Origin of the sequence: Pseudomonas ceruminis, from assembly GCF_021602025.1 — a bacterium.
Lineage (GTDB): Bacteria > Pseudomonadota > Gammaproteobacteria > Pseudomonadales > Pseudomonadaceae > Aquipseudomonas > Aquipseudomonas ceruminis.
On record NZ_BQHW01000032.1, the window covers coordinates 1 to 16,655 of the forward strand.

The 16,655-nt window shown below is 61.5% G+C and carries 22 protein-coding genes; 14 read left to right on the forward strand and 8 right to left on the reverse strand.

Annotated features, from left to right (window positions below):
• Positions 1 to 318 precede the first annotated feature (318 nt).
• From L6D80_RS26035 to recX, 9 genes are all read left to right on the forward strand, one after another.
• Positions 319 to 915, forward strand: coding sequence for a hypothetical protein (locus L6D80_RS26035; RefSeq protein WP_176515724.1), 597 nt, complete (start codon positions 319 to 321; stop codon positions 913 to 915).
• A 9-nt stretch (positions 916 to 924) separates the two neighbouring features.
• The gene (locus L6D80_RS26040) at positions 925 to 1,770 is read left to right on the forward strand and encodes a phage tail protein (RefSeq protein WP_054902077.1); all 846 of its coding nucleotides are present in this window, start codon (positions 925 to 927) and stop codon (positions 1,768 to 1,770) included.
• The gene (locus L6D80_RS26045) at positions 1,745 to 1,951 is read left to right on the forward strand and encodes a tail protein X (protein WP_054902076.1); all 207 of its coding nucleotides are present in this window, start codon (positions 1,745 to 1,747) and stop codon (positions 1,949 to 1,951) included. The genes L6D80_RS26040 and L6D80_RS26045 overlap by 26 nt, the downstream gene beginning before the upstream one ends.
• Positions 1,952 to 1,956: 5 nt before the next feature.
• A complete protein-coding gene (locus L6D80_RS26050; RefSeq protein WP_054902075.1) occupies positions 1,957 to 2,991 on the forward strand; it encodes a phage late control D family protein in 1,035 nt (344 codons plus the stop codon).
• A gap of 36 nt (positions 2,992 to 3,027) precedes the next feature.
• Positions 3,028 to 3,576, forward strand: a complete 549-nt coding sequence (locus L6D80_RS26055; RefSeq protein WP_176515753.1) for a glycoside hydrolase family 19 protein — start codon at positions 3,028 to 3,030, stop codon at positions 3,574 to 3,576.
• Positions 3,573 to 4,049, forward strand: coding sequence for a lysis system i-spanin subunit Rz (locus L6D80_RS26060; protein ID WP_054902163.1), 477 nt, complete (start codon positions 3,573 to 3,575; stop codon positions 4,047 to 4,049). Before L6D80_RS26055 ends, L6D80_RS26060 begins: the two co-directional genes overlap by 4 nt.
• Before the next feature lie 83 nt (positions 4,050 to 4,132).
• A complete protein-coding gene (locus tag L6D80_RS26065; RefSeq protein ID WP_054902073.1) occupies positions 4,133 to 4,615 on the forward strand; it encodes a CinA family protein in 483 nt (160 codons plus the stop codon).
• 104 nt (positions 4,616 to 4,719) lie between these two features.
• Positions 4,720 to 5,787, forward strand: coding sequence for a recombinase RecA (gene recA / locus L6D80_RS26070; RefSeq protein ID WP_176515751.1), 1,068 nt, complete (start codon positions 4,720 to 4,722; stop codon positions 5,785 to 5,787).
• A 20-nt stretch (positions 5,788 to 5,807) separates the two neighbouring features.
• Complete coding sequence (gene recX, locus L6D80_RS26075; protein WP_176515749.1) at positions 5,808 to 6,278, forward strand: recombination regulator RecX; 471 nt, start codon at positions 5,808 to 5,810, stop codon at positions 6,276 to 6,278.
• A 23-nt stretch (positions 6,279 to 6,301) separates the two neighbouring features.
• Here recX and L6D80_RS26080 read toward each other — a convergent pair whose 3' ends face one another.
• Positions 6,302 to 7,420 carry an LOG family protein gene (locus tag L6D80_RS26080; RefSeq protein WP_176515747.1) on the reverse strand — a complete coding sequence of 373 codons (1,119 nt, stop codon included), beginning with the start codon at positions 7,418 to 7,420 and terminating at the stop codon, positions 6,302 to 6,304.
• Between the two features lie 319 nt (positions 7,421 to 7,739).
• Between L6D80_RS26080 and L6D80_RS26085 the strand changes: the two genes are divergently transcribed.
• A complete protein-coding gene (locus L6D80_RS26085) occupies positions 7,740 to 7,943 on the forward strand; it encodes a hypothetical protein (RefSeq protein ID WP_054902069.1) in 204 nt (67 codons plus the stop codon).
• Here the strand turns inward: L6D80_RS26085 and L6D80_RS26090 are convergent, their stop codons facing one another.
• A complete protein-coding gene (locus tag L6D80_RS26090; protein WP_054902068.1) occupies positions 7,944 to 8,363 on the reverse strand; it encodes a quorum-sensing-regulated virulence factor family protein in 420 nt (139 codons plus the stop codon). It abuts the gene before it with no gap.
• A gap of 218 nt (positions 8,364 to 8,581) precedes the next feature.
• Between L6D80_RS26090 and L6D80_RS26095 the strand changes: the two genes are divergently transcribed.
• From L6D80_RS26095 to L6D80_RS26105, 3 genes are all read left to right on the forward strand, one after another.
• The gene (locus tag L6D80_RS26095) at positions 8,582 to 9,292 is read left to right on the forward strand and encodes a tRNA-uridine aminocarboxypropyltransferase (RefSeq protein ID WP_054902067.1); all 711 of its coding nucleotides are present in this window, start codon (positions 8,582 to 8,584) and stop codon (positions 9,290 to 9,292) included.
• A gap of 180 nt (positions 9,293 to 9,472) precedes the next feature.
• Positions 9,473 to 10,123, forward strand: coding sequence for a response regulator transcription factor ErdR (erdR, locus tag L6D80_RS26100; protein WP_054902066.1), 651 nt, complete (start codon positions 9,473 to 9,475; stop codon positions 10,121 to 10,123).
• A gap of 73 nt (positions 10,124 to 10,196) precedes the next feature.
• A complete protein-coding gene (locus L6D80_RS26105) occupies positions 10,197 to 10,559 on the forward strand; it encodes a diacylglycerol kinase (protein WP_054902065.1) in 363 nt (120 codons plus the stop codon).
• On the opposite strand, the gene finR is transcribed toward L6D80_RS26105, so the two are convergent.
• Positions 10,556 to 11,482 carry a LysR family transcriptional regulator FinR gene (finR, locus tag L6D80_RS26110; protein ID WP_054902064.1) on the reverse strand — a complete coding sequence of 309 codons (927 nt, stop codon included), beginning with the start codon at positions 11,480 to 11,482 and terminating at the stop codon, positions 10,556 to 10,558. The genes L6D80_RS26105 and finR overlap by 4 nt on opposite strands.
• A 117-nt stretch (positions 11,483 to 11,599) precedes the next feature.
• Here finR and fpr point away from each other — a divergent pair, with 117 nt between their 5' ends.
• Positions 11,600 to 12,379 carry a ferredoxin-NADP reductase gene (fpr, locus tag L6D80_RS26115; RefSeq protein ID WP_023381933.1) on the forward strand — a complete coding sequence of 260 codons (780 nt, stop codon included), beginning with the start codon at positions 11,600 to 11,602 and terminating at the stop codon, positions 12,377 to 12,379.
• A 96-nt stretch (positions 12,380 to 12,475) separates the two neighbouring features.
• Here fpr and tsaA read toward each other — a convergent pair whose 3' ends face one another.
• The 5 genes from tsaA to rimO form a co-directional block, all read right to left on the reverse strand.
• Complete coding sequence (tsaA, locus tag L6D80_RS26120) at positions 12,476 to 13,171, reverse strand: tRNA (N6-threonylcarbamoyladenosine(37)-N6)-methyltransferase TrmO (protein WP_176515745.1); 696 nt, start codon at positions 13,169 to 13,171, stop codon at positions 12,476 to 12,478.
• Positions 13,172 to 13,179: 8 nt separating this feature from the next.
• Positions 13,180 to 13,641, reverse strand: a complete 462-nt coding sequence (locus L6D80_RS26125) for a YehS family protein (RefSeq protein ID WP_176515743.1) — start codon at positions 13,639 to 13,641, stop codon at positions 13,180 to 13,182.
• A gap of 47 nt (positions 13,642 to 13,688) precedes the next feature.
• Positions 13,689 to 14,399 (reverse strand): rRNA pseudouridine synthase, encoded by a 711-nt coding sequence (locus L6D80_RS26130; protein WP_176515741.1) that lies wholly within the window; start codon positions 14,397 to 14,399, stop codon positions 13,689 to 13,691.
• A gap of 120 nt (positions 14,400 to 14,519) precedes the next feature.
• Positions 14,520 to 14,975, reverse strand: a complete 456-nt coding sequence (locus tag L6D80_RS26135; RefSeq protein WP_176515738.1) for a GNAT family N-acetyltransferase — start codon at positions 14,973 to 14,975, stop codon at positions 14,520 to 14,522.
• Between the two features lie 84 nt (positions 14,976 to 15,059).
• Positions 15,060 to 16,391, reverse strand: coding sequence for a 30S ribosomal protein S12 methylthiotransferase RimO (rimO, locus tag L6D80_RS26140; protein WP_054902655.1), 1,332 nt, complete (start codon positions 16,389 to 16,391; stop codon positions 15,060 to 15,062).
• Positions 16,392 to 16,655 lie beyond the last annotated feature (264 nt).

Sequence of the window (16,655 nt, forward strand, 5' to 3'; positions counted from 1 at the left end):
GGTGCTGCGGTGGGTGGGGTGGGCGATGGGGGACAGGATACCGTTCTGTTCAGGTTGGGCAGAAGCAAACCGGCCAGAACGCGCGGCGCCCCCCCGCGTGAGCCGGTGGGTGATGGGCCAGGAGGCACGCTGTTCGGCTGGGGTACGCAAGGCGACAGGGCTGCGCCGAACAACAGCGCGACGCAGCCTGAAAGCCCTGGCTCGTCAGTGGCAACGCAGCCACTGAGGCAGGCCGTACATACCCAGGACGCTGCCGCTTCGCCTGCGCGTGCTGTACCGGTTAACGCAACCGCTCGGCTACCGTCAGCCAAAGGGCTTATGAAGCGTTTGCCCGGGGTTGCTCTTCTAAGTACCACGCTTGAGCTTGTCGAAACCTACAACAGCGACGCCAGTTCGGCACGCAAGCTTGAAGGTTATGGCAGTGCTGTCGGTGGCCTGGGCGGCACCCTGGCGGGCGCTGCCGCAGGCGCTGTAATAGGGTCGGTGGTACCGGTAATTGGCACGGCAGTGGGTGGGCTGATTGGCGGCGTGCTGGGCGGCATGGGTGGAGAAAGCACGGGTGGCTGGTTGGGCAGTGTCGTGGCTTCAGCCATGGGCAAGGCCCAGGCAGGCCCTCGTGTCGAGGGCTCCAGTATGCCCGGGGCTCCCAAGATGCCTGACGAGCCGGCCCCGGCGCTGGACAGTGCAACCCTCCCGGTGCTTGTCGCTTCGCCGACGGCGCAGCTTCCCTGCGCTCCGGTGCCACAGGTCATCAACCAGCAGTTCACCTTCAACGCCAACATGCCGGTCACCGTCAACAACAGCTTCGACGACCCGACCACCCTGCAACAACTGGAAACCATCGCCCGACGCGTACTGGACGACCTGATGCGTCAGGCACGTTCGGTGCAGATGGCGGACCAACCACACCCATAAGGAGGATCCATGACCTACCTGGAGCAGTTGCAAGGTGGGCTGCATGCGCTGGTCAGGGCGGGCGAGGAAGGGCGTCGGCGTGCCGACGCCATGCTCGAGCCCATGAGCCAGGCAGTCGGCCATGCAAAGGAAGCGGCTGCCGAGCTTGAAGCCTTGCCATGGATTGGCCCGGCCATTGGCAAGCGCCTGCAACGCACGATGCGTGCCATTGAGTCGGCCAAGCGGCGCGTGGACAACGTTGTAGCCAAGTATGACCAGGCACTTGACGTGGTGCGCAAGGTGCGTGATCAGGTCGATGCTTTCGCTGAACATCTGGGCAAGGCGGGGGCGGCCATCCGCCGTGTGCTGGGTGATGCACGCGCAGTGGCCAGCGGCGTGCTGTCGACCTTGGGCTTCGCGCCTGAGGCGACGCCGACGGCCGAGGCGATCAAACCCTTCCCACACCTGCTGGTGCTGCAGCCACTCAAGGCGAACGCGCCACCTTATTACTTCAATCTAGACACCGCCGCTTTCGACCAGTTGCGCCGGCAAACGCGTTTTCGCTGGGCTGGCCAGGAGCGCCTTAGCCGTGACAACGCACAGCAGGCAATCAGCCTGGGTGAAGAAACCATCAGCATCCGCGGTGCGATCTTCCCCGGATTCAAAGGCGGGCTGGGCCAGTTGCAAGCGCTGCGTGGCATCGGCCGCCAGTTGTTGCCCCTGTCGCTGACCACAGGCTATGGCGAAGTGCTGGGCACCTGGTGCCTCATCGGCATCGAGGAGGAGCAGGGGGCTTTGCTGGCCGGCGGTATTCCACGCAAACAGGGATTCTCATTGGAGTTCGTCAGCTATGGCCAAGACTTGCAAAACGTCTGAGGGCGACGTGCTCGATACCCTCTGTCATCACTATTACGGGCACCTGGACGGCACTGTGGAGGCGGTGCTGCAAGCCAATCAGGGGTTGGCCGACGAGGTGCAGCCTTTTCGCAGCGGGGTGGTGGTGCGCTTGCCGGCGTTGTCGGCAGCGGCAGCCACCTCCATACAACTCTGGGAGTGAATGCCATGCAACCGCAATTTCGCATCCAGGCAGATGGTAAAGACATCACCGCCCTGATCAACGACCGCCTGTTGTTGCTGCGCACCACCGACAAGCCGGGGATGGATTCGGACGACTTCGAGTTGCGCATAGATGCCCGTGACGGTGCCGTGGCGTTGCCTGCCCGTGGCGCGCTGATCGAAGTGCATCTGGGTTATGCCGGCGAGCCTCTGGCTCGGCTGGGGCGCTACACCGTGGACGAAGTCGAGGTGTTCGGCCCACCCGATACCCTGGTGGTGCGCGGCAAGGCCAGTGACCTGTGTGGCAGCGGAAAAACCATCCGCAGTGACAGCTGGGAGGCGGCACCTTTGCAACGCATCATCGCCCAGATCGGTGCGCGCAATGGCTGGCAAACGGTATGCCCGGTAGCCACACAGGTGCCGCGCGCCGACCAATACAATGAATCGGATTTCAACTTCATTACCCGTTTGGCTCGCCAGTACGACTGCACCGCAAAGCTTGCCAACGGCCAACTGCTGGTGCTGCCGCGTCAAGCAGGGCAGAGCGCCAGTGGCCAACACCTGGATATCGTCAGCATCGCCCGCAGCGAAGTCAGCCAATGGCACTGCCGATTGGATGACAAGGCCGCTCGCAAGGCTGTGCGCACCCGCCACCAGGACAGTGCCAGCGGCGAGCTGAAAGAGGTTGAACTGGTCAACGACGATGGCAGGCAAGGGCATCGTCCAATCCACACCGACCGCCACCTGTATCCCAATCGCACTTGCGCCGAACAGGCGGCCAAGGCGCGCCTGGCCAGCTTCAATCGCAATACCGCCCAGCTGCGTCTTGACCTGCCAGGGCGCACCGACCTGTTCGCCGAGCGCAGCATCGACCTGATCGGCTTTGGTGACGGGCTCGATGGCCAGTATCAGCTCGATTCGGTCGAGCAGGTGTTCACCAGCGATGGTTGGCGCACCACGGTGCAGGGCAATGGCGGCAAGGCAGGGAAAGCAAATGCCAAGGGCAAGGTGCCACGGCGCTCGGCCGGGACGATGGCTTGAGGCCTGCGGTACACCGTGCAAGTAAGGAGACTCGACATGCTCACAGAAATGCAACTGCTACAGATTCTGCCCAACGCCCGCCCTGTCGCGGGCGTTTTTCTTTCGGCCTTGAACGTCACGCTGCCGCGCTGGGAGATCGACAACACCAGGCGTGTCGCCGCGTTCATTGCCCAGGTTGGCCATGAATCCGGCCAGTTTCGCTATGTGAAGGAGCTGGGTAATGATCGTTATCTGGCGCGTTATGACACCGGTCGCCTGGCCCAGCGCCTGGGCAACACGCCTGAGGCTGACGGTGACGGCCAGTTGTATTGCGGCCGTGGCCTGATTCAGGTCACCGGGCGCAACAACTATCAGGCCTGCAGCCGTGCCCTGTTCGGTGACGAGCGTCTGCTGGCGCAACCGCAGTTGCTCGAGCAGCCGCGTTGGGCCTGCGAATCGGCAGCATGGTTCTGGCATTCACGTGGTTTGAACGCGTTGGCTGATCGTGGCGAGTTCAACCGTATTACCCGGCATATCAATGGTGGCCTGAATGGGTTGGAGGACCGCCTGACGCTTTGGGCGCGCGCGCGGGAAGTACTGTGTTGAGCCGTACTCAGCTTGGCCTGGGGGTGGTGTTGATGCTGCTGTCTGCTGCGTTGGCCTGGCAGGTTCAGGGCTGGCGCTATGGGCAGCAGCTGGCGCTGCAGGCCCAAACCCAGGCCGACGTGGCGGCTTCCCTGTTACTCACGGAGCGCGCGCGTCGCCAAAGCCTGGAGCAGCGCATCCAGGAAAGTGAAACCCGCCATTTTCAGGAGCTTGCCGATGTGCAAAAGTCTCAGGCTCGCCTGCGTGATCGTCTCGCTACTGCTGATCTGCGCCTGTCGGTCCTGGTCGAGCGCGGCGCCGCCGGTCCCGCAATGCCTGCCGCCCCCGGCGCCAGCGGCGTGGATCATGCAACCGTACGCGCCCGACTTGAGCCAGCGCATGCTGGACGAATTATCGCCATCACCGATGACGGGGACCGGGGATTGATTGCGTTGCGGGCGTGTCAGGATTATGTACAGGCGTTGCAGCGCTAAGGTATGGCCACGTCTGGCTTGTGCCTGTCCCGCTCACCCGCTCGACATGCTAGGTTGTCCCTCAGTCTTCCAAGGAACCGACCATGGACCCGATCACCGCACACTCCACCCGCCTTGGCGAACACCTGCGTCGCCTGGGCGCCCAGGTAACCACCGCCGAATCCTGCACGGGTGGCGGCATCGCCGAGGCTATCACCCGTGTGCCCGGCAGCTCGGCATGGTTCGAAGCCGGTTATGTCACCTACTCCAACGCCCAGAAAACCCGCCAGTTGAATGTACCTGAGCCTTTGTTCGCTGAAGTGGGCGCGGTCAGCCAGGAGGTGGTCGAAGCCATGGTCCGTGGCGCCCAGGCGGCCAGCGGCGCGCGGTTTGCCGTGGCGGTCAGTGGCGTAGCCGGGCCAGACGGCGGTTCGCCGGCCAAGCCGGTGGGGACCGTCTGGCTGGCATGGGCCGATGGCAGCCGGGTGTACAGCGAGCGCCGCCACTTCGACGGCGACCGCGAAACGGTTCGCCGACAGACGGTGATCGCTGCGTTAGACGGCTTGTTACAGCTTGGCGTGGAGTAAATCGACGACAGGGGTTTGCTCAAACGCTTCCCTGTGGAATAATACTGGCTACTTATACAGGTATTCCCGGCCGTCAGGGCCAAGTCGAACACGTGAGGATTTCAATGGACGACAACAAGAAGCGCGCCTTGGCTGCGGCCCTGGGTCAGATCGAACGCCAATTCGGCAAAGGCGCGGTCATGCGCATGGGCGACCATGAGCGCCAGGCTATTCCAGCCATTTCCACGGGCTCCCTGGGGCTGGACATCGCCCTCGGCATTGGCGGCCTGCCCAAAGGCCGTATCGTCGAGATCTACGGCCCGGAGTCGTCGGGTAAAACCACGCTGACGTTGTCGGTCATCGCTGAAGCCCAGAAAAACGGCGCCACCTGCGCCTTCGTCGATGCCGAGCACGCCCTCGATCCTGAATACGCCGGCAAGCTGGGCGTGAACGTCGACGACCTGCTGGTTTCGCAGCCGGACACAGGCGAGCAAGCCCTGGAAATCACCGACATGCTGGTGCGTTCCAACGCGGTCGACGTGATCATCGTCGACTCCGTGGCCGCCCTGGTACCGAAGGCTGAAATCGAAGGCGAGATGGGTGACATGCACGTCGGCCTGCAGGCCCGTCTGATGTCCCAGGCGCTGCGTAAAATCACCGGTAACATCAAGAACGCCAACTGCTTGGTCATCTTCATCAACCAGATCCGTATGAAGATCGGCGTGATGTTCGGTAGCCCAGAAACCACCACGGGTGGTAACGCGCTGAAGTTCTACGCCTCGGTGCGTCTGGACATCCGCCGTACCGGTGCGGTCAAGGAAGGCGATGAGGTGGTCGGTAGCGAAACCCGCGTCAAGATCGTCAAGAACAAGGTCTCGCCGCCCTTCCGTCAGGCTGAGTTCCAGATTCTTTACGGCAAGGGTATCTACCGCAACGGCGAAATCATCGACTTGGGCGTGTCTCAAGGCTTGGTCGAGAAGTCCGGCGCCTGGTACAGCTACCAGGGCAACAAGATTGGCCAGGGCAAGGCTAACGCTGCCAAGTACCTGCAAGAAAACCCGGCCATTGGCACCGAGATCGAGAAGCAGATCCGCGAGAAGCTGCTCAACTCGGGTGCCGTTGCCGCTGCTGGCAAAACCGCTGCCGCGCAGGCTGATGCCGACGATATGGCTGACGCCGACGCCGGTTATTGATAGAGCAATAGGCCACCTGTATGTCCGTCGTTCTCGACACCCCTGTTGCTGTTCGACGGACAGCCATGGACCTGCTCGCACGCCGCGAGCATGGCCGCGTCGAGCTGACGCGTAAGTTACGTCAGCGCGGTGCATCGGATGAGCTGATCGAGCCCGCGCTCGATCGGCTCGCCGAAGAAGGGCTGCTCAGCGAAGCCCGCTATCTCGAGAGTTTCATCAGGTACCGTTCCAATGCCGGCTACGGCCCTGCGCGTATCCGCGAAGAGCTTGGCCAGCGTGGCCTGAACCGTGGCGACATCGACCAGGCACTGCGAGACAGCGGTGTGGACTGGGTGCAGCGGTTACAGGAGGCCTGGCAGCGCAAATTTGCTGGGCAACGCCCCCAGGACCCCCGCAGCCGCGCCCAGCAGGCGCGATTCCTCGCTTACCGTGGATTTCCCATGGACATGATCGGCCGACTACTCAGCGGGCGCGACCTTGATGATTATTGATCTGACGGCCCCATCACGGCTGCCTAGCTGACCTTCAACGCCTCCCGTGCCCGCTGCGTCGTATGCATCGGTTGGGGCTTTGCCCAGTTCTCCGGCAAGTTGATGAAGTCCACCAGCTCACGCAGCCGCCCTTGGTCACGACCATTGAAGGCAAACGTCAGGCGGGTCAGGTGGCTGAAGTTGCCTACCTCGTGCTCCACGCCGCTGTCTGCATGCTGGTGATATTTACCGCTCAGGCGCAAATCGGCGAAGCTCTCCTGAATCTCATGCAGTGCAGCTTCGCTAAGCCGGTGGTGCATGCGGATTACGAACTGGTTTTTCAGCCAGCGGCTGGAATGGTAGTTGCTGTAGAACTGGTTGATTTCTTCTACGGCTTCGTCGGCGCTGTGCACCAGGCGCACCAGTTTCAGGTCACTGGGCAAGATATAGCGGTTTTCTTCCAACTGGCGGCTGATGAAGGTCAGGCAATCGCGCCAGAACGTGCCACCTGGTGAATCCAGCAGAACGACAGGCACTAGCGGGCTCTTGCCTGTCTGGATCAGCGTCAGCACTTCCAGCGCCTCATCGAGCGTGCCAAACCCGCCAGGACAGAGCACCAGGCCATCGGCTTCCTTGACGAAAAACAGTTTGCGAATGAAGAAGAAATGGAAAGGCAGCAGCTTATCGGTGCCGTCCACTGTTGCGTTGGCATGCTGTTCGAAAGGCAGGGTGATGTTGAAGCCCAGGCTGTGATCACTGCCAGCCCCTTCATGGGCGGCCGCCATGATGCCGCCGCCAGCGCCGGTGATGACCATCAGGTCGGAGCGGGCCAAGGTAGCGCCCAGTTCGCGGGCCAAGGCATACATCGGGTGTTCCAGTGGTGTACGCGCCGACCCAAATACGGTGACCTTGCGGCGCCCCTTGTAGCGTTGCAACGTGCGGAAGGAATGATCGAGTTCGCGAAGGGCCTGCAGTGTGATCTTGGCGCTCCAGCGATCACGGTCGTCATGGGCCATGCGCAGAATGGTCAGCATCATGTCGCGGTACAGCGGCAGGTTCGGGCTGTTCGGCGCGACCAGTTGCAGCTGTTCGTCAACCTTGCTCAGGTCGATGCCGCTGTCCCTGAAGTGATTGAACAAGTGTTCGTTCGATTGGTAAGGCATTCAACATCTCCTTCTGCAGCAAAACCTCTGACCGAACCGATGGCCTGGCTCGGCCGCGACACTACGTGTGTCGCTGGCTGCTCTGGCTCGAGTGTGCATCCCGAGCATTGCAGTAGGCCTTCAAGGCCATTGATGCAGTGGTGTAGGGCGGTAAGCAAAAGACCATCTTGTTGGTTTTCGAGTCTTCGTTATCAATTTAGACCCTTGCGCCCGTTCGTGCTGACTTGCGAGTCGGCAGCCACTTGTCGGCACACAGCCAATAGCGGTGAGGGTTTGATTAACTGGAGAAGCGAACCGTGTCGAGGCGTGAGGTGGCGGTATGCATCGCTTGACCATCGAAGTAGACCGGCAGCTATATCAGCAGCTGGAAAATGCAGCGCAGGTTCATCATGTGAGCCTGGAGTCGGAGTGTATTCGCAGGTTGGCGGTGTTGGAATGCCAGTCACCCTACCTGCAGGCGCTGTTGGCAGAGATGCGCGCCGACGAAGCACTGCGGCGCGCGGAGGATGAGCGGGTGACGTGATTACTTTTTCTTGTTGCCGGCGGTGCAGCTGGCAGCATCGAAGGCTTGGTCCATGACCGGCTGGTTGGTCTTGTACACCGTGAAGCGATAGACCATCACGGCCCCCTTGGACATCAGGTTACGGTAACCGCTGTTACGGCATACGCTGTCACCCAGTTGGCTGCGCACCTGGTCCGGGTTCTGCTGCATGCGTTCGGCATGGCTGGAACGCACGCTCAGGTGGTTGACCAAGGCCTTGCCTTCGACGGTATAACCCTGGTCGAGGATATCTTCGTTAATGGCGCGGGGCGTGCCGACGCTGCTTTCCTTGGCGACCTTCTGCAGCATCTTGTTCAGTTCGAACTCCTGCTTGGAGGCCGCCTGGGCAGCCAGTGGCAGGGCGAGCAACAGGCTCAGGGTCGGGACGATAAGACGCAGCATGAATCTCTCCTGGTTCGATGACTGGCGCTTTGACATGCGCTGACGGCTGACGTTCCGTGAAACCCGCATGGCCGATTTCAGGGCGCCAAAGCATAGATTGTAAGGGATCAGACAGGCTTGCTGCACGGCAAACCCATGTCCGCTCTGGTAGACTGCCACTTTGTTTTCTGCAGAGTTTTCGCAGTGCCCAGTCATAACCTGTCCAAAGGCCTGCCAGCATGAGCCATGCGGTAGCGCGCCTGCGCGCCGAACGGCTGGCACGCAGCAACAAGCCTTTTATCGCCCGTGGTTCAAGGGCCGAGCGTTGCCCTGACTGCCGAGTGATCGCCACCCATTGCCTGTGCGCCTGGAAGCCCCGGGTGCAGGCCGATTCTGCGGTGTGCCTGCTGATGCATGATACCGAGCCGCTCAAGCCTACCAACACGGGCTGGCTGATTGCGGACCTGGTCGAAGACACCAGCGCCTTTGGCTGGTTGCGAACCTCGGTGGATGAGCGCTTGCTGGCTTTGCTCGAAGACCCTCAGTGGCAGCCCTACATTGTCTTCCCTGGCGAATTTGTCGCCCAGGAGCGGGTCGTTAGCGAAGTCGTGCGTGAGCCAGGCAAACGCCCATTGTTCATCCTGCTGGATGCCACCTGGACCGAAGCGCGCAAGATGTTCCGCAAAAGCCCGTACCTGGACCGCTTCCCCGTGCTGAGCCTGCAAGCCGAGCAGATGTCGCGCTATCGCCTGCGCCGTTCAAAGCGGGACGATCATTTCTGCACGGCGGAAGTCGCCGCCATGTGCCTGGACCTGGCCGGGGACAATCAGGCCTCACAGGCCCTGGATGCCTACCTGGATGTGTTCAGCCTGCATTACCTGAGCGGCAAGCGTCGCCTGGCGCTGGATGAACAGGACGAGATTCACCAGCGTTTGCATACCTTCCTATAGTCCAAGGGGCAGGCGCTCCACTTTGGTTCATAATGACCGGGCTGGCAGCCAGGGTGGGCGAGGCGGCAGGGCGATTGGCTTGACCACCCCCGGCCGTGCTCGGCATCCTTGGCGCCGATTCCCCGCCAGGCGCTATTACTACCCCGCATGCGCCTGGCACAGAACAGGATCCATAGATCGATGGCCACTTACGAAATCCTGATAGCCGATGACCACCCGCTGTTTCGTAGCGCTTTGCGCCAGGCCGTTACCCTCGGCCTGGGCGCGGATGTGCGCCTGGTTGAAGTGGCGAGCATCGCTGAACTGGAAACCCGCCTGAGCGAAAAGGCCGATTGGGACCTGGTCCTGCTGGACCTGAACATGCCGGGCGCCTATGGCTTTTCTGGCCTGGTCCTGTTGCGTGGCCAGTACCCGCAAATACCGGTGGTGATGGTCTCGGCCCAGGAAGAGGCTGCTGTAGTGGTCAAGTCCCGCGAATTTGGCGCCAGTGGGTTCATTCCCAAGTCCAGCGGCCTGGAAGTGATTCAGGATGCGGTGAGGAAAGTGCTCGACGGCGACGTCTGGTGGCCGCCTCAGGCGTTCGACAAGGTCGATGTCTCGGCCGAGGCCAAGGCTGCCAGCGAAGGCCTGGCCAGCCTCACGCCGCAGCAGTTCCGCGTACTGACGATGGTCTGCGAAGGCTTGCTGAACAAGCAGATTGCCTATGAGTTGAATGTGTCGGAAGCGACCATCAAGGCCCACGTGACGGCGATCTTCCGCAAGCTTGGCGTGCGCACCCGGACCCAGGCCGCCCTGCTGCTGCAACAACTTGAATCGGTTGCGAGCAGCTAACTGCCTGCGCCTTCACGCTTTTTTTACTCGTTTTGCACTAGTCTGCTGGCCTTTCATCGGTGAAGTGACGCACATGTCGCCATTCAAAGGCCAGACCGGCCTCAAACGCATCTTCAACGCCGCCGGCTATTCGCTGGACGGCCTGCGCGCCGCCTTCAAGGGTGAAGCCGCGTTCCGTCAACTGGTCCTGCTCAACGTACTGCTAATACCGATTGCCTTCTGGCTGCCGGTCAGCCGTGCGGAGCGGGCAATCATGATCGCCGTGTGCTTGCTCGGCCTGATTGTCGAGCTGTTCAACTCGGCTGTGGAGGCTGCTATCGATCGCATCTCCCTGGAGCGTCACCCATTGTCGAAAAATGCCAAGGACATGGGCAGCGCCGCGCAATTGGTGGCACTGACCATGGTGGCGATGGTGTGGGGCGTGATCCTGCTTTAGGCAATCGGCGGCAAAACAATCTCGTCACTGCGGGTAAAACCAGCGGTGAAGTTACGGCAGAGTTCGAGGAACTCGCGCATGGCCGAGGTCTGGTATTTCTGTTTGTGCCAGATGAAGTAGAACTGACGCATGAGGTCCAGCTCCGGGGTCTCCACCGGTACCAGGCTACCCCGGCGGAAGGCGTCGCGCAGTGCCAGGCGCGAGATGCAGCCGATGCCCAGGCCAGACTCCACGGCTCGCTTGATCGCTTCGGTGTGCTCCAGCTCCAGGCGGATGTTTAGGTTGGCGCGGTGATGGCGCATGGCCTGGTCGAAGGTCAGGCGTGTGCCTGAACCTTGTTCGCGAAGGATCCACGCCTCCTGCGACAGGCTTTCGATATCGGCGCGGCCGAGTTTGGCCAGCGGATGTTGTGGCGCGCAGAAAACCACCAGTTCGTCTTCAACCCAAGGCTGTACCTCAAGGTCCGGGTGGTTGCAGTCGCCTTCGATTAGACCCAGGTCAATTTCGTATTGGGCTACCTGATGCACGATATGCGCGGTGTTCTGCACGTGCAGTTTCACCTGGCTTTCCGGATGCACTTGCATGAAGCTGCCGATCAGCAGCGTCGCCAGGTAATTACCGATGGTCAGCGTGGCGCCGACCGCCAGCGAGCCGAAACCGGACTTGCCGTTGAGCAGGTCTTCGATTTCCTTGGCCTGATCAAGCAGCGCAACCGCCTGGGGCAACAGCTGATGGCCCAAGGCATTGAGGGCCAGGCGCTTGCCCGCACGGTCGAACAGCTGGCAACTCGATTGCCGCTCCAGTTCGGTGATGGACGTGCTGGCGGCCGACTGCGACAGGGCCAGCACACTGGCGGCCCTGGAGACGCTCTGATGCTGGGCCACGGCAACGAAGACCTGCAGTTGACGAAGAGTGAATCGCATATCTATATAACCGATAACACATATCTTGATAATTCAGTTAACAGATATTGTCGCTGCCCCTAAACTATCGCGCAACTGCGCGTGTGCGCGCTGCGTTTTTCTTCAGGAGCCCCCTAGATGAGCAACATGAACCACGAACGTGTCCTCAGTGTGCATCACTGGAACGACACCCTGTTCAGCTTCAAGTGCACCCGCGATCCGGGCCTGCGCTTTGAGAACGGTCAGTTCGTGATGATCGGCCTGCAACAGGATAATGGCCGTCCGCTCATGCGCGCCTATTCCATCGCTTCGCCGAACTGGGAAGAGCACCTGGAATTCTTCAGCATCAAGGTCCCTGACGGCCCGCTGACTTCCCAGTTGCAGCACCTGAAGGAAGGCGACGAGATCATCATCAGCAAGAAGCCCACGGGTACCCTGGTGCTCGACGACCTGAACCCGGGCAAGCACTTGTACCTGCTGAGCACCGGCACTGGCCTGGCGCCGTTCATGAGTGTCATCCAGGACCCGGAAACCTACGAGCGTTTCGAGAAGGTAATCTTGGTTCACGGCGTGCGTTACGTGAATGAAGTGGCCTACCGCGAGTTCATCACCGAGCATCTGCCACAGAACGAGTTCTTCGGCGAGGCGGTGCGTGACAAGCTGATTTACTACCCGACCGTTACCCGTGAGCCGTTCGAGAACCAGGGCCGCCTGACCGATCTGATGCGCAGCGGCAAGCTGTTCAGCGATATCGGTCTGCCACCGATCAACCCGCAGGACGACCGTGCGATGATTTGCGGTAGCCCAAGCATGCTGGATGAGACCAGCGAGGTTCTCGACAGCTTCGGCCTGAAGATTTCCCCGCGCATGCGCGAGCCGGGCGACTACCTGATCGAGCGTGCGTTCGTCGAGAAGTAAGGCGACTGCATAGCAAAAAACGCAGGCCTCGGCTTGCGTTTTTTATAGCTGATCAATTGTGTTCGTGGGCAAAGCCGCGCCATCAAGCCGAGCCCCTCAGCCCTCGCGCACTACCTCCAGCACCCGGATTAGATCCGGCTGCGGATAATGCCACCTGACCTGCACGTCCCAGAACTTCACGCCATACAGCCGCTCCGGCGGTGGCACCTGATAGGCCGGCCGTGGGTCTTGTGCCAGGCACTGCTCGATCAGTTCCACCAGCGGCTCACCCAGGCGCAACGCATGCTCCCGGGCCTGGGGCAGGGCGCTTTCGCCCCACTGCACGGCAATCGCCTCGGGTGCTTCGCTGGCCATCAGGTTGCTGGCCCCGGCAACGTTGTCGGCATAGGGTACATAAGGCTTGATATCCAACACCGGGGTGCCGTCGAGCAGGTCGATGCCAGAGAGCAGCAGGCGCCCCGGCTCCACCGCCTCCAGGCGCACCACCGACTGGCCGATACCATTAGGCCGATGTGTCGCGCGGGTGGCAAACACTCCCATGCTCCTGTTGCCCCCGAGGCGCGGTGGGCGCACCTTCAGGCGTGGCTTGTCTTCCAGTGCCTGGTGAAACAGAAAGAGTAGCCAGACGTGGCTGACCTGCTCCAGCCCGGCAACGGCATCGCCCTGGTCGAACGGCGGCAGCAGCTCAAGCACACCGCGCGCTGCCGGGGCCAGCTGTGGCTGGCGCGGTATGGCGAATTTCTCCTTGAAGCAGGAGCGTACGATGCCGACGGGCGAAACCGTATGCTGCATAGCCACCCTCAGGCGCGCACGCGCAGGGTCAGGCCTTTGAGGAAATTGCGCAACAGCTGGTCGCCACAAGGCCGGTAGTTGTCATGGCCGACCTTGCGGAACAGCGCGCTGAGCTCAGGCTTGGACACCGGGAAGTTGGCCGCCTTCAGGATGGCATGCAGGTCTTCTTCCTTGAGCTCGAAAGCGACCCGCAGCTTTTTGAGGACGGTATTGTTGGTCACCGGCAACTCCACCGGTAGCCGTGGGCGGCTATCGTCCCGACCACGGCGGTAGATCACCAGGCCATCGAGAAAGTGGGCCATGACCCGCTCCGGGCAGCGCACGAAACCCGCCTCGTCTTCTTTCTTGAGGTAGGTGGCAAGCACCACCGGATTCACCTCCAGGCCGGACAGGGCAATGATCTCGGCCATCTTGGCGTCGTTCACCTTGAGCATGTAGCGCAGGCTGCGCAGGACATCGTTGTGGTTCATTGCTGCAAAATCCTGTTCAGAAGCCACGCCTGGGCGCGGCGTATTGCTTAGAAACGTTCGTTACCAGCCAGGTAGCGCCATTGCCCCAGCGCCAGCTTACCCATGGACACGCCGCCCAGGCGAATGCGGCGCATGCTGCGCACTTCCAGGCGCAGATAGGCACACAATTCGGAGATCTGCCCAGGTTGCGGGTTTTTCAGGGCCAGGCGCAGGTGGGTCTCGTTCTGCCAGCTGGCCTTGGCCTTGGGCAATTCCCGGTCATTGCGCGTTGCCCCGCGTGCCAGGCGCTCCAGCGCCTGGAGTGTGGTTTCGCCGCGGACTTCGATGATGTATTCCTGCTCGAGGCGACGCAGGTCGGCGTCGATCTTGCGGGTTACCCGCCAGTCCTGGGTGAATACCTGCAGGCCACTGGCGCCGCGCTCTAGAGGGGCGATGCAGGACAGCCGGGCAAAGTGCCCATGCAGCGGCCGCACACCCTCACGATGGGCTTCGCTGAGGCTGCCCATGCCGATGCCGGCTCGGGCTGTTTCGCTGTCGACACCCGCCTGCTGGTTGAGCAGCAGCGTCACCGGCTCGAGCGTGTCGGCTCTGGCACCTGGCAACAGTTCGACTTGCTGGTGTTCAACCTTGAACTGAGGCTGTTCGACCACCACGCCGTCGACCGTGACCCAGCCCCCTTCGATGTACAGCTCGGCCTCACGGCGGGAGCAGCCGAGCTGCTCGATGAGGCGTTTTGATAGGCGGACGGGTTCGGACATGGGGGGCATTCGCACGGCAGGGAAAGACGTACATTGTACCTGCCCATACGCGGTAGATGATGGGAATCTGTGTCAAATGCGCCATTTCGGAAACCTCGCTCGGCGTCCTCAGACCTGGCCTTAGGACGCTGTACGAATCAGTTTCATGTGAAGCAGTGGGTAAGGTTGCCCCAAGCCGTCCGTTTCCGAACGACCGATCACTTCGAAGCCTTCGTGCAGGTAGAAGCCCAACGCCTGAGGGTTTTGCTCGTTGACATCCAGACGCTCGGCGTTGAGTTCGTTGATCGCGTAGCGCAGCAAACGCCTGCCGACACCTCGGCCACGGTACTGCGGCGCCACGAACAGCATGTCCACGCGGCCGTTGGCGACACCGGCGAAGCCGCAGATGCGCTGGCGGTCCTTGCAGCAAATCAGCATCACCGCGTCCAGGTACTTGCGCAGCACCTGTTCACGCAGCAGCAGAATGTAGGCGTCGGGTAGAAAATCGTGTGTAGCACGCACCGAATCTTCCCAGACCTGGACCAGTTCGGGGTAATCGCTCAGGTGCGGTGTTAGCAGCGTCAGTGCCGAAGGCATTGCAGTGTTCCTCTGGGGGCATTGAGGAAACCATAGATGCAAAAAAAAGCCCCGCAAGTGGCGGGGCTTCATCGTGCGCAGGCCTCAGACAGGCTCTGCCCACATGTCGTACTCGTCGGCATCGACCACTCGGCAACGGACCTTGTCGCCTGGCTTGAAACCATGGTCGCCATCGATGAACACGCTGCCATCGATCTCTGGAGCATCGAAGAAGCTGCGGCCCACCGAGCCTTGCTCCTCGACTTCGTCGATGAGCACTTCGATTTCCTTGCCGATGCGCAATTGCAGGCGTGCCGCGCTGATGGCCTGCTGATGGGCCATGAAGCGGTCCCAGCGCGCCTGCTTGACGTCGTCTGGTACCTCCTCCAGGCCCAGATCGTTGGCTGGGGCGCCTTCGACAGGGGAGTACTGGAAGCAGCCGACGCGGTCGAGCTGGGCTTCGGTCAGCCAGTCCAGCAGGTACTGGAAGTCCTCTTCGGTCTCGCCAGGGAAGCCGACGATGAAGGTGGAGCGAATCACCAATTCAGGGCACTGCTCGCGCCAGTGCTTGATGCGCGCCAGGGTGCGGTCTTCGAAAGCGGGGCGTTTCATCGACTTGAGCACTTTGGGGCTGGCGTGCTGGAACGGGATGTCCAGGTACGGCAGGATCTTGCCAGCGGCCATCAGTGGGATCACATCGTCGACGTTCGGGTAGGGGTAGACGTAGTGCAGACGTACCCAGGCGCCCAGGCTGCTGAGCGCCTCGCACAACTCGAGCATGCGCGTCTTGACCGGACGGCCGTTCCAGAAGTCGGTCTTGTACTTGACGTCGACACCATAGGCGCTGGTGTCCTGGGAGATCACCAGGATCTCCTTGACGCCCGCCTTGACCAGGCGCTCGGCCTCGCTCAGTACTTCGCCCACCGGGCGACTGACCAGCTTGCCACGCATGGAGGGGATGATGCAGAAGCTGCAGCTGTGGTTACAGCCTTCGGAAATCTTCAGGTACGCGTAATGGCGTGGGGTCAGCTTCACGCCCTGCGGTGGCACCAGGTCGATCAGCGGGTTGTGGTCCTGGCGCGGCGGCACCACCTCGTGCACGGCGTTGACCACCTGTTCGTACTGCTGCGGGCCGCTGACCGACAGCACGCTGGGGTGTACGTCACGGATATTGCCTTCTTCGACACCCATGCAACCGGTGACGATGACCTTGCCGTTTTCCTTGATCGCTTCACCGATCACTTCCAGCGACTCTGCCTTGGCACTGTCGATGAAGCCGCAGGTGTTGACCACCACCACGTCGGCGTCTTCGTACGTGGGCACGACTTCGTAGCCTTCCATGCGCAGCTGGGTCAGGATGCGCTCGGAATCGACCAAAGCCTTAGGGCAGCCCAGGCTGACGAATCCGACCTTCGGGGTGGCGGGGGTGGTGGACATGACTAACCTCGGTATTGAATGCAGCTCGTCCGGCCGGTAACGGCGACGATCCTGGCGGGCGCTTTCGGCGCCTCTGATCAAAAAGTGCGCAATTCTAGCGAGCACGCGGTCACTTGACCAGCAGAAATACGACGAACGCTGCGCTATGCTTCGCCGCGTTGCATCTGTGTGTTTAGCTGATCCGTTTTATGAAGGCGATGCGTACGTTCAGCTACGTGTTCGATGCGAACTTTTTGGGTCCAGAGAGGCCGTTTGCGGGAGTGG